This window comes from Pseudoalteromonas sp. SR45-5 (assembly GCF_014163565.1).
Taxonomy (GTDB): Bacteria; Pseudomonadota; Gammaproteobacteria; order Enterobacterales; family Alteromonadaceae; genus Pseudoalteromonas; species Pseudoalteromonas distincta.
Genome location: NZ_JACJDN010000057.1, coordinates 1 through 11,025, shown reverse-complemented (window position 1 = coordinate 11,025; position 11,025 = coordinate 1). Strand labels below are relative to the sequence as shown.

Annotated in this window: 14 protein-coding genes and 2 pseudogenes; 3 read left to right on the top strand and 13 right to left on the bottom strand. The window is 40.2% G+C overall.

The genetic code is table 11. The features are described from left to right. A pseudogene (locus tag H5072_RS03995) lies at positions 1-126 on the bottom strand (50S ribosomal protein L19); the annotation flags it as partial. Further along, positions 126-842 (bottom strand): annotated as a pseudogene (locus H5072_RS03990) (EamA family transporter); the annotation flags it as partial. The pseudogenes H5072_RS03990 and H5072_RS03995, both read right to left, overlap by 1 nt. Positions 843-1,081: 239 nt before the next feature. Here H5072_RS03990 and H5072_RS03985 point away from each other — a divergent pair. Then, on the top strand, positions 1,082-1,465 hold the full coding sequence (locus H5072_RS03985; RefSeq protein ID WP_182692774.1) for an MAPEG family protein: 384 nt from the start codon (positions 1,082-1,084) through the stop codon (positions 1,463-1,465). Between the two features lie 73 nt (positions 1,466-1,538). Here the strand turns inward: H5072_RS03985 and H5072_RS03980 are convergent, their stop codons facing one another. The 3 genes from H5072_RS03980 to H5072_RS03970 form a co-directional block, all read right to left on the bottom strand. Next, positions 1,539-2,747, bottom strand: coding sequence for a TonB family protein (locus tag H5072_RS03980; protein WP_182692773.1), 1,209 nt, complete (start codon positions 2,745-2,747; stop codon positions 1,539-1,541). Between the two features lie 9 nt (positions 2,748-2,756). Further along, entirely contained in the window at positions 2,757-3,131 is a 375-nt protein-coding gene (locus H5072_RS03975) for a BlaI/MecI/CopY family transcriptional regulator (protein ID WP_007377323.1), read from the bottom strand. Positions 3,132-3,232: 101 nt separating this feature from the next. Next, the gene (locus H5072_RS03970) at positions 3,233-3,925 is read right to left on the bottom strand and encodes a pseudouridine synthase (RefSeq protein ID WP_024594609.1); all 693 of its coding nucleotides are present in this window, start codon (positions 3,923-3,925) and stop codon (positions 3,233-3,235) included. A gap of 109 nt (positions 3,926-4,034) precedes the next feature. On the opposite strand from H5072_RS03970, the gene H5072_RS03965 reads away from it, so the two are divergent. Together H5072_RS03965 and H5072_RS03960 are read left to right on the top strand one after the other, a co-directional pair. Next, positions 4,035-4,340 carry a DUF6482 family protein gene (locus H5072_RS03965; protein WP_182692772.1) on the top strand — a complete coding sequence of 102 codons (306 nt, stop codon included), beginning with the start codon at positions 4,035-4,037 and terminating at the stop codon, positions 4,338-4,340. A 41-nt stretch (positions 4,341-4,381) separates the two neighbouring features. Beyond that, positions 4,382-4,789, top strand: coding sequence for a GNAT family N-acetyltransferase (locus tag H5072_RS03960; RefSeq protein WP_182692771.1), 408 nt, complete (start codon positions 4,382-4,384; stop codon positions 4,787-4,789). A 10-nt stretch (positions 4,790-4,799) separates the two neighbouring features. On the opposite strand, the gene H5072_RS03955 is transcribed toward H5072_RS03960, so the two are convergent. The 8 genes from H5072_RS03955 to H5072_RS03920 form a co-directional block, all read right to left on the bottom strand. Next, on the bottom strand, positions 4,800-5,156 hold the full coding sequence (locus H5072_RS03955; protein ID WP_002960998.1) for a HopJ type III effector protein: 357 nt from the start codon (positions 5,154-5,156) through the stop codon (positions 4,800-4,802). A 21-nt stretch (positions 5,157-5,177) separates the two neighbouring features. Then, positions 5,178-6,281, bottom strand: coding sequence for a retroviral-like aspartic protease family protein (locus H5072_RS03950; protein WP_182692770.1), 1,104 nt, complete (start codon positions 6,279-6,281; stop codon positions 5,178-5,180). A 28-nt stretch (positions 6,282-6,309) separates the two neighbouring features. After that, positions 6,310-7,017, bottom strand: coding sequence for an HAD-IA family hydrolase (locus H5072_RS03945; protein ID WP_182692769.1), 708 nt, complete (start codon positions 7,015-7,017; stop codon positions 6,310-6,312). 10 nt (positions 7,018-7,027) lie between these two features. Continuing rightward, positions 7,028-7,972, bottom strand: a complete 945-nt coding sequence (locus tag H5072_RS03940) for a tyrosine recombinase XerC (RefSeq protein ID WP_024594613.1) — start codon at positions 7,970-7,972, stop codon at positions 7,028-7,030. Next, positions 7,969-8,580, bottom strand: a complete 612-nt coding sequence (locus H5072_RS03935; RefSeq protein WP_182692768.1) for a DUF484 family protein — start codon at positions 8,578-8,580, stop codon at positions 7,969-7,971. The genes H5072_RS03940 and H5072_RS03935 overlap by 4 nt, the downstream gene beginning before the upstream one ends. Then, positions 8,577-9,407 carry a diaminopimelate epimerase gene (gene dapF / locus H5072_RS03930; RefSeq protein WP_002960987.1) on the bottom strand — a complete coding sequence of 277 codons (831 nt, stop codon included), beginning with the start codon at positions 9,405-9,407 and terminating at the stop codon, positions 8,577-8,579. Before dapF ends, H5072_RS03935 begins: the two co-directional genes overlap by 4 nt. Before the next feature lie 64 nt (positions 9,408-9,471). Then, positions 9,472-10,725, bottom strand: coding sequence for a diaminopimelate decarboxylase (gene lysA, locus H5072_RS03925; protein ID WP_182692767.1), 1,254 nt, complete (start codon positions 10,723-10,725; stop codon positions 9,472-9,474). Beyond that, positions 10,726-10,920, bottom strand: coding sequence for an LPS translocon maturation chaperone LptM (locus H5072_RS03920; protein WP_058547702.1), 195 nt, complete (start codon positions 10,918-10,920; stop codon positions 10,726-10,728). Between the last annotated feature and the right edge of the window lie 105 nt (positions 10,921-11,025).

The window sequence follows — 11,025 nt, the reverse complement described above, 5'->3', positions numbered from 1 at the left end:
AACACCTTCACCGTTCGAAATTTTACGAACTGTGAATGCTGAGTGAAGACCACGATTACGCTTAGCGATTACAACACCTTCAAAGGCCTGTAGACGCTCTTTAGCACCTTCTTTTACTTTTACCTCATTGCACTAAACCAGCCAATAGAACCGACACAACTAAAAACACTAATTGCGGCTGTAGTACCTTTGTATTGCCACAGTTTACTAAGTGTTTGCGGCTCTTTTAATAATAAATAGCCCAGTAGTATTAGTGTTTGTGAGCTAATTACAAACAGCAAAACCCAAGCTGCTGAGTGAGGAAATAATAATCCTGAATTTAAGCTCGCTTCTCGTACCCACAGCGATGTAAGTGCAAAGCAAGTACCACAAGCCAGTCCTAGTAATGCTGTTTTAGCATTAAAGTGTTTAACGCTTGTTATGCCACTGAGTAGCAATACGGCAATAGCGCCAAAAAACACACCAAGCCAACCGAGCAAAGAAAGTGCCGAGCCAAAAAATAATACACCTAAAATGGCTGCTACTAACGCCTCGCTTTTGGCAAGACCAGCACCTACGGCGTAATTATTCATTTTAAATAACTTAACCATTAAACCAGTGGCAAGTATTTGCATCACACTTGCGCCTACAATAAATCCCCAAAAGGCATTATTAAACGTAGGCATGGCTGTATCTTGATATTGATACAAACCATATAAATACACCGCAGCAATAGGGCCTGCGATAATAAAGCGAGAGAGTGTTACGCCAGCCACACTCACATCGTTACTTAATTTACTTTGCAGGGCATTACGCCATGCTTGCATGAAGGCGGCTAAAAAAGTGAAAAATATCCAGGTCATGGTCGTCATCGTTAAAATGTAAGGCAGTAAAGTTAACAAGCTTTGTGAAGTAAAGCGATGCATTAACTATGATGTTGAATATTCATCATCTGCGACATTATGTCGCATGGGTTTGAGGATAAATTTAGCTATAGTAGGTCTGATGTTATTGTTAGCCGCCAGAGTTTGTCATAAAACGTATCTGGCGGCTTTTTTATTACGCTTATGCTAAATTATCCGAAACATCAAAAGGATAAATTATGACAACATTAGTTGTATGTGCATTACTTGCGGTATTAATGCCTTACTTTGCAAAAGTGCCGGTTGCTATAGCAATGGCAAAATTAGGTCGATACGACAATAAACACCCAAGGGCGCAACAAACAAAATTAACCGGCTTTGGTGCACGGGCGCTCGCTGCTCATCAAAACTGTTTTGAATCGCTTGCTGTTTTTGCTGTCGCTATTGCAGTTGTGCTGGGCACTAACTCTGTAGGTGCAGTGACCGAATCGCTAGCGGTTACGCATATTGTGTCACGTATTTTGTATTGCGTATTTTACTATATGAACCTAGATATAATTCGTTCATTAGTGTGGTTTATTGGTTTGGGTACAGCCATTGCTATGATTGTGGTGAGTTTGTAGGTTTATATTTTAAAACCACAAAGCAAGCAGCCTAAAAGGGCGCTTGCTTTGTAGTCTTGAACAACTCGTGGCGTTAATGCGATACTTTAATTCGCTCAATTAAATCGGTAGGCGCCACTTCACTATTAATCGCAAAATCTAGTTGTACAAGTACATCTTCAAAACCTGAATCAGATGCTTTATATTTCCATTTTGCTAGCGCCTCTTTCGCTGATTTATCAAAAATATCTTTAGGTTTAGATTGAATAACACTAATGTTTTTTGTTTTACCGTTTGCTGCAATATCGTATTTTAATACAACAGAGCCGCTGATCCCTTGTTGAGCTGCTTGTATTGGGTAAGCAGGTTCAATGCGTATTGTTGGTGAAATGTGATCCTCTTTAGTCATTGCTTCTGGTTGCTTTGCAATCGCTAAGCCGCTTAGCATGCTTGCAGCTACAAGTAATAAGCCACCTTTAGCAAGCTTTGAACGCTCCCCGCTGTGTTTTATATTAATTAGTCGTTGTAACATGGTTTTTTTATCTCCGTAGTGTGAATAAGCCATAAGCCCTGTGGGCGTATTTGCCGCGCAGTTTATTAAGGCTTTGCTATATAAAATATGTTGTTGTGTGGTTTTATTGGCAAGTACCCGTTCATCACAAGTCAGCTCTTGTAGTCGGCGCATGCTTGCGTAACAAAACCAAGCTAGTGGGTTAAACCAAAGTAAAATAGTAGGTAGTAATATAAGTGCGTTTGTTAGGTTGTCTTTGCGTTTTATGTGTACGTTTTCGTGCTCTAAAATAAGCGCTAATGTGGCTTTATCAAACTGGGTATTGTAGTTACTCGGTAACACCAGCTTGCTGTTTAAAATACCGACCACCATTGGCGTGGCTACATGTTGGCTGGTATAAGCATTAACACCAGCGGTAAGAGTGCCTTCAAATTGGATTAACTCAGTTAACTGCAGGCTTTTAACAAAACGGGTATGTGTAATAAAACTAGCTATTAATAACCCTGCGGTAATAAGTACATACATGAGCGCCCAGCTAATACCTACCTCGTTTGTAAAAGATTGGTTGGGGGTGATTAAGTAGTGGTTAATATTGCTATTTTGCAGTGGTTTAATTGCGTTTGGTAAATTAGCAATCACCAATGCCGCAGGTAATAGCCATGCTAATTTATATACAAACCGCGAGCCAAGGGCTTTTAAAGCAAATCGCTCGAGTAAAATAAATCCACAAAACAAAATGCTTAATAGTAATTGCTGCTCAATTAACCAATTAAAACCAGTTTGAATAACCATGTTAATCCCTTACTTTTGGTTTTTTTCCCAGTCATCTATAACTTTTTTAAGCTCGTTTATATCTTGCTGAGAAAGCTGCTCCGATTTAGCAAAGCCACTCACAAGTGGCGCAATACGCCCACTAAAAAATCGCTCAATAAAGTTTTGGCTTTCTTTTAGGGTGTAGTCGGCGCGCTCCATACAGGGAGTATAAATATATTGGCGACCTTCTTTTTCAAATGTAAGTGCGCCTTTTTTTACTAGTCGACCTAGCAGGGTTTTAATGGTTTTTTCGTGCCATTGCTTATCGTCGCTTAAGCGCTCAATTATTTGGCTCGCGGTGGCGGGGTAGTTAATCCAAAGTGCGTCGAGCACGTCAAACTCTGCTTTTGATAATTCAATCATTTTATCGCCTACAAGTGTAATCTTTAATTTAAGACTACGCCTGTAATCTATTTTTGCAAGTTTATTTTTAACTTTTTGAGATGTAGTTAAGTGACTTGGTATTAGATTTTTGAAATATCGGTTTTATTAATTTGTATATATTGGTTTTCAGGTAGGTTTAGCTTTGAAAGGGTGAGGTCACTAAATTGCACTCTAAATAAGTCAATTACTTTGTATCCGCAGTAATGCGCCATTTTACGTATTTGTCTGTTTAGCCCTTGTTTTAAAACAATACTAAACTGATTGCTGGCTATTTTATTTACCTCACAAGGCAGGGTTATGTGTTTATCAACGGGTACGCCTGCTGCCATTTTTTTACAAAAACCATCGTCTAAAGGCTTATTTACGGTGACTAAATAATGTTTAGGCTGGTGGAAGTCAGGATGTATTAGTTGATTACAAAAATCCCCATCGTTGGTCAAAATAAGCAAACCGCGAGAGTCTTTATCTAATCGACCAATAGGGTAAACACGGGTGAGTGTGGGCAAATGGTGAATAAGGCTGGCAGGGTCATCAATATTTAATTTACAGTCAATACCTACTGGTTTGTGGTACGCAAAATAAACTAAATCGGCAGCACCTTTAATTTCTTTTTCGTTCACTATTATTGTGTCTTGCTCATCAACGTGATCTATATGATTTGCTGGGCGATTATTTACAGTCACTACACCTTCATCAATTAAACGCGATGCCTGTTTACGAGAACAAATACCTGCATGGGCAATATATTTAGCGAGTCGGATTTTTGTGCTCATAACGTGTGACGCCAGCGGCTAATAAAAATTTGATCGTGATTATAGCAAAGCTGCGTATCGATAATGTTAAATAACCAGAACTCAGGTTAAATATAAAAAGGTAGCCAAGATGGGTATTAAATTTTCACAGTTAAAAAAGCACGAACCGCTACAAAAAGTTATTGTTCACTCGTTAGATATGGCGCTTTATCAAGTATCAGTGATGATTAATAACGTTGAATATTATGTAACAGAAGACAGCGGTGAGTTTTTAAGAGCACTCAGCCCACTGCATGTACAAAAACGTTTTGAAAAAATAGCGTACGCACAGATGATGTTAAGGCAAACAAGCGCTTACGACGAAATGTGCGGTCAGCCAGAAAAAACCAGCAGCAATATGCTTGAAGTACCTTATGGTAAAAATAATCTGTATTGATGGTATGAGTTTGCTAATATTCGCTTTTTAAGAAGCGCAATATGTACCAATTACAAGCAGATCACTCCGACGCATTAAGCTCTATACTACGTAGTAAAATAGTTGAATTTAACGCCGAGCATTTTGATGCGCAAAGGCTGCCCTTAGGCTATAAATTTACTGATGAGCAGGGCGAGCTTGTTGCCGGTATTAGTGGGTGTGTGTTTGGAAACTGGCTGATGATTAGTTGGCTTTGGTGTAGCGATAGTGCGCGAGGTAAAGGGCTTGCAGATAAACTGCTAACGGCACTTGAACAAGCAGCTATTGAGCTAGGTGCTACAACTGCTCAGCTTGATACACTTGATTTTCAAGCAAAACCCTTTTATGAAAAGCGCGGTTATAGTGTTAAGTATCAACTTAATAATTACCCACGCTCAGGTACGCGTTACTTTATGGAAAAACCACTTTAATTTTTGCTGACTATTTTGCTTTTAGTGGCTCGCCTTCAAAGGTAATACCTAAAAAAGGTGTTGCCTCTGGTGCTAACATAAACGTGCGAATGTTCATATGATCATCCCCTTTAGGGTTTTGCAGCACGTCTTCTCGGTAAAACTTACCAAAACAATCCAACGTATTTTGTTTACTTAAATCGTTTAATTTAGCAAACGCGAAAATTTTACACGAGCCATTGTTCTCACTCGCAGCGCTAAGTAATCCATGGTTATTAAAGCCACATGCAGTAAAGTCGTAATTTGCTTCTATCACGGCCATTGTATCGGTAAATTGAATGCTTTTTGGGTTTTCAGCAAGTGCTTTTAAATAGTTATTTAGTGTCATGTGTTACCTTTGGGTTTTTAATTATTTAGCGCTCAACTCTAGCTCATCTGTTTGCTGATTTATATTGAATTTAAATCGCGATAAAAAATTCATTCCTAGCAAACCTTGCCCACGGGTGTTTTCAATACTCAACACTTCAAAACCATAAATAATTTGCGAGCCCACTTTAAACGATTCAATTTGATAACGCTTTACAACAATTTGACCGTTAGCTGTGTTTACCGTTACATCACCTAAATACAAAGGTTGTGGCGAAATTTGCTCAATTATACTTGTGGGTAGTGAGGTTACGCTTGCGCCTGTATCAATCATTAGTTCGGTCGATAGATTGTTATTTATTTCGGTGTTTATTAAGTAATGCGCGCCGTAAGGCGTTAAAGCAACGAAGTCGTCTTGCGATTGTGCTTTATTGATCATCGCTTGCAGTGTTTGCACTTGGCTTTTTAGATTGTGCTGGTTTGGCATTCGATCAAGGGTTGCTTGTGCGCTAATTAAATCGCCTTGCTGATAGTAGGCGTACGCAAGCGGATATAAAAACTGCGCGTTATCGCTTTTATAATCAAGCCAAATTTGTGTTTGCTCAATAATAGCTTGCCAATATTGTTGCTCAGTTAATGTGTGTAACTCGTTTTGAGTGAGCGTATTTAAAAGTGTATTTGCATTACTTTGCTGATCAGCAGGCAGTAATGAATTAAGCTCAAATAAAGCAATAATGGCGTTTTGTGTTTGCTCGCTATTTATTAAATACTCAACCTGTAAATTAAGTAACTCTACGTTATAAGGGCTGTTATTTAATAGCGCATTGAGAAATGATTCGCTGAGTAATAAATTGCTATTTAGCCATATTTTAAGCTGCACTAGCCACGATGAATAAAGGTTTTTTGCGATTTCTGGATTGCTGTTTTTGAGTTGTTGATAGCTACTAAGTGCGGCTTCAAATTGGTGTTTTTTAAACTGCTGCTTTGCCGTATTTAATAGCGTATTTTGTTGTTTAGGCGATATGCTTTTTTCAGCACCTTGCGTTTTTTGTACTTTGGTTGGCGCGGGCTGCGGCCACAATAAATAAGCGTTAAGGCTAAGTGAGCCAATTAATAGCAAGGTAATTAGCTTGGTATAGTGGCTCATTGTGACCTCTTATTTGATGCAATTGGTATTATTTAATAAGGTGCGTTAAGGCATGAATATTGGCTATTTCAATATCAGCCAGCCCTTTATAAGCATAATTGGCGCCTTGATCGTTTAACCATACCGATTGGCAACCGGCATTATTTGCGCCTTGTACGTCTGTATCAAGGCTATCGCCAATGTGTAAAATTTCACTTTTAGCAACGTTTAAGTGCTCGGCGGCTTTATCAAATAAGGTGCTGTGAGGTTTTGCTTTACCATGCATGCCGGCTTGTAATACAAGCTCAAATTTATCGTGTAAGTTAAAGCGTTCAATTTCAACGTTACCATTAGTTATAGCAACCAGCGTAAAGTGCTGGGCTAAGTTATCTAGCAGCTTTAGTACGTCGTCGGTTACCACTATTTTACTGCGCGCATCGGCAAAGGCGTTGTAGGCAGCATCGGCATGATGCTCTACCTCTTGCTCGTTCAAATCTAGTTTAGAGAGGGCTAAGCGCAGTGTATGTTGGCGCCATTTAGTGACGTTATCAGCAAGTTCAGGTAACTTTAATACGGCCTCATTGCGGCATTGTTGCCAGTATTTTGGGCCTTGGGCTAAGTAGCTCGGGAGCGCGTTTAAATAATTTTGCTGCGCTTTAACCGCTGCTTTTATAATGGGGTGATTGTTGTAAAGAGTGTCGTCTAAATCAAAGCTCATGACAGAAAATGGCTTAATAGCACGATTAAATCGGATCATTTTTATTTACCTAATCAGTTCGTTTTTTTGCACGAGGGTGAGTGTTGTCGTACACCTTGGCTAAATGTTGAAAATCTAAATGCGTATACACTTGTGTAGCCGACAAACTGCTGTGCCCTAGTAACTCTTGCACGGCGCGTAAATCACCAGATGATTCTAAAATATGTGACGCAAACGAGTGGCGCAGCTTATGCGGATGAACCTGCGAGCTAATGCCTTGTTTTATTCCCCACTCTTGCATGCGTAGGCGCACTTGGCGAATCGAAATACGGTTTTTTTGGCTACTTAAAAATACTGCTATTTCATCGGGCTTTGCAAACTGAGGGCGTATTGTGAGCCATTTTTTTAATGCGTCTAACGCTTTTTTGCCCACCGGAATTAATCGCTCTTTATTACCTTTACCACGCACTAAAATTTCACCATTGGCAGCGCTAATATCTTGCATGTTAGCGCCAACTAACTCGCTTATACGCAGCCCTGAAGAATACATTAACTCCATCATTGCTTTATCTCTAATTGCGAGAGGTTCGTCGTCGGGTATTTCGAGCAAGCGTGCCATTTGATCTACATCGAGATTTTTAGGTAGGGGCTTTGCAAACTTAGGGCCTTTTATACCTATTGCCGGATTATGGTAATGCGATTGCTCGGCAATATTTTTTGCTTTTAAAAACTTATATAAGCTGCGAATACAACTGAGCTTTAAGCTAATTGTACGGCCACTTAATTGTTTTGATCGCAGTGCCATGCTGTAGCGGCGAATATGTTCGCCTTGTACGCCAAACCAGTCATCACATAGTTTGCTAAAATAAAGGGCTGCAAAGCCAAGTTGGCTTACGTATTGATTAACTGTGTGCGCTGAATATTGTTTTTCAAACTTTAAATAATCGCTAAATAGCGTTATGGGTGTACGCCAGTGGTCACTTAGCGCGGTAATATTAGGCGCATCGTCACTCATGCTAGTTTTTGTAACCGCAGGTGTAATGCGTTTATAAAGTCGAGCACAAACAGGTTATCTTGCGCGGGCTCAAAATGGTTTACGTTATTGCTACCAAACGCCAAAATAGCGATAGGGTGCTTGGTGTCGCCAATTAAATAAATAGCGACGGATTGTGTATCTTCACTAAATAATTGTTCGCGCTCTTGTTTATTAATTCGCCCTAAATAATGCCCAGAATGGGTAAGGCGATGCGCAATAAGCTCGTCGTACTCGGGATTGTATTTTACTAATTTGCAGTCGTTAACATCTTCACTTGAGCAGATTATATTGCGTAGGTTATTTGCAAGAGTGTCAAAATCGTCATGATTCCAAAGCTGGTGATGACATTGGCTAAACAAACGATATACGAGCTCGTTTTGCGTTGCATGCTTGCTCATAGCATCTATTTGGCTTTTTAAAAGCGTGTTGTGCTCGCGTAATTGACGTTGCTGAATATGTACTAGTGACGTTGCACCTTGAGCTTGCTGTTGCAGCTCAAGTTGTGCGAGTAGCTCGGGGTGATGAACTAAAAAGTCAGGATGTTGCTGTAAGTAATTAATAATCTGCTCTGTACTTAGCTCGCTCATAGTGCTACTTGTCCGTCGAAAACATGCTCTGCGGGACCAGTCATGCGTACCGGGTGACCTTCACCACTCCAGCGCACTTGCAAAGTACCGCCCGGCAAATCTACTTGAACGGTTGTTGATAATTTATTTTGCATATGACCAATCACCATTGCTGCACACGCACCTGTGCCACAGGCTAGGGTTTCGTTAACGCCACGCTCCCACACTCTTAGCTTAATGTGTTCTTGCGATACAACCTGCATAAAGCCAATGTTCGCTTTTTGCGGAAAGCGTTCGTGGTTTTCAAGTAATGGACCCAATATATCAACTTGCGCGGTGGTTACGTCGTCAACTTCTAGCACGCAATGTGGGTTACCCATAGATACCGCGCCACTAAATACAGTGTGTTCTTGCGTTCTAATAATATAAGTAAGCTCGCGTTTGCTGGCTTTTAACGGAATTTTACTTGGCTCAAAATTAGGATGGCCCATGTTAACAGTTACTTGACCGTCTTTTTCTATGTAGAGCGTTAAGTTGCCCGACTTAGTCGATACACTAATTTTGTGCTTGTTAGTAAGGCCTTTCATGCGTACAAAGCGGGCAAAACAGCGTGCGCCGTTACCGCATTGTTCTACTTCGGTACCATCGGCATTAAAAATTCGATAATGAAAGTCGAGATCAGGTGAATATGGTGCTTCAACCATCAGCAATTGGTCAAAGCCAATGCCAAAGTGGCGATCTGCCAGTTTTTTGATTTGGTCTCGCGACAAAAAAACATTTTGTGTAATGTTATCAATCACAACAAAGTCGTTACCTAAGCCGTGCATTTTGGAAAAATTAACTAACATAGCGCTCTAATTCGGTTTTGCTCTGTGCTAATCATGCCACAGAGCAGCTAGTAGACAAAAACGTTTATGGTAAAATTTTCTCACCCTGATAAAGGCTTTCTATCGTTTCGCGTTGGCGAATAAGGTGATGCTGCTGACCATCTACCATAATTTCTGCAACACGTGGGCGAGAGTTATAATTTGAGCTCATAGTAAAGCCATATGCGCCTGCACTACGCTGAGCTAGTAAATCGCCTTGCTTAAGTGCAAGTTCGCGGTCTTTACCTAAAAAGTCACCGGTTTCACATACTGGGCCAACAATATCGAAATTATGTGTTGGGGTGTCGTCGTTTCGCACCGATATCGGAATAATTTTTTGCCATGCTTGATAAAGCGAAGGGCGCAGCATGTCGTTCATACCCGCATCTACAATGGCAAAAAACTTATCTTGGTTTTGCTTAATAAATTCAACTTGGGTTACTAAAATGCCGGCATTGGCTGCAATAGCGCGGCCAGGCTCAAAAATAAGCTCAAGATGTTTGTAATTAGCTAAACGCTCAGTTACTTGCGCTGCATATTCACTTGGATGTGGCGGTTGCTCGTTGTTATACGGCACACCTAAACCACCACCAATATCTAAATGCGTAAGCTCAATACCGCATGTTTTTAGCTCATCAATTAGCGCCATTAATTTATCTAACGCTTCTAAAAAGGGTCTTACTTCTGTTAGTTGCGAACCTATATGGCAGTCAACACCGGTAATTTTTAAACCCGGTAAAGACGCTGCATGTTGATAAACACTCACAGCTGTTTGAATATCAATGCCAAATTTATTTTCTTTTAAACCGGTAGAAATATACGGATGCGTTTTTGCGTCTATATCAGGGTTAACACGAATAGAAATAGGCGCTTCTAAATTTAACTCGCAAGCAACCTCAGAAATACGCTCAAGCTCAGAGGCCGACTCAACATTAAAGCATTTAATGCCTAGTTTTAGCGCATAAGCTATTTCGTCTGCTGTTTTAGCCACGCCCGAAAAAACGACTTTAGAGGCGTCGCCACCGGCTTTTATTACACGTGCAAGTTCACCCTTCGATACAATATCGAAACCTGAGCCAAGGCGCGCTAAAATATTTAATACTGCAATGTTAGAATTTGCTTTAACGGCATAGCAAACCAAGCTTTTATGGTTTTTAGTGGCATTAGCAAAGGCTAAATAATGACGTTCAAAGGTCGCGCGCGAATACACATAACAAGGCGTACCATATTGCTGAGCAATAGCGGCCACACTTACGTCTTCGGCAAATAATTGGTTGTTTTGGTAGTTAAAATAATCCATTTATTGCTCCTGACTTTGTTGCGTGTTGTTTTGCTCTGAAGCAGTTACTGGTTCAACTGTTTCTTGAGGTTGATTTTGATCAACTTCTTGCTCTGGTAAATAAAGAGGGCCACTTTGTCCGCAACCAGCTAATGCGCTTAGCAGTACAGTGCTTATTAATAGTTTTTTTAATTGTAAGGTATGTGTCGCTTTCATTAGATTAATATGGTTGCTGGCTTTATAATCGCAGAGTAACAGAATATCTAAAAAATGCAGCTATTCGCGGATGATTTTATTCCTGTTACACTAGCTGCACACTTT

Coding starts and splice junctions, on each gene's coding strand:
- H5072_RS03985 (WP_182692774.1), top strand. CDS start 1,082: ATGACAACATTAGTTGTATGTGCATTACTTGCGGTATTAATGCCTTAC.
- H5072_RS03980 (WP_182692773.1), bottom strand. CDS start 2,747: ATGGTTATTCAAACTGGTTTTAATTGGTTAATTGAGCAGCAATTACTA.
- H5072_RS03975 (WP_007377323.1), bottom strand. CDS start 3,131: ATGATTGAATTATCAAAAGCAGAGTTTGACGTGCTCGACGCACTTTGG.
- H5072_RS03970 (WP_024594609.1), bottom strand. CDS start 3,925: ATGAGCACAAAAATCCGACTCGCTAAATATATTGCCCATGCAGGTATT.
- H5072_RS03965 (WP_182692772.1), top strand. CDS start 4,035: ATGGGTATTAAATTTTCACAGTTAAAAAAGCACGAACCGCTACAAAAA.
- H5072_RS03960 (WP_182692771.1), top strand. CDS start 4,382: ATGTACCAATTACAAGCAGATCACTCCGACGCATTAAGCTCTATACTA.
- H5072_RS03955 (WP_002960998.1), bottom strand. CDS start 5,156: ATGACACTAAATAACTATTTAAAAGCACTTGCTGAAAACCCAAAAAGC.
- H5072_RS03950 (WP_182692770.1), bottom strand. CDS start 6,281: ATGAGCCACTATACCAAGCTAATTACCTTGCTATTAATTGGCTCACTT.
- H5072_RS03945 (WP_182692769.1), bottom strand. CDS start 7,017: ATGATCCGATTTAATCGTGCTATTAAGCCATTTTCTGTCATGAGCTTT.
- H5072_RS03940 (WP_024594613.1), bottom strand. CDS start 7,972: ATGAGTGACGATGCGCCTAATATTACCGCGCTAAGTGACCACTGGCGT.
- H5072_RS03935 (WP_182692768.1), bottom strand. CDS start 8,580: ATGAGCGAGCTAAGTACAGAGCAGATTATTAATTACTTACAGCAACAT.
- dapF (WP_002960987.1), bottom strand. CDS start 9,407: ATGTTAGTTAATTTTTCCAAAATGCACGGCTTAGGTAACGACTTTGTT.
- lysA (WP_182692767.1), bottom strand. CDS start 10,725: ATGGATTATTTTAACTACCAAAACAACCAATTATTTGCCGAAGACGTA.
- H5072_RS03920 (WP_058547702.1), bottom strand. CDS start 10,920: ATGAAAGCGACACATACCTTACAATTAAAAAAACTATTAATAAGCACT.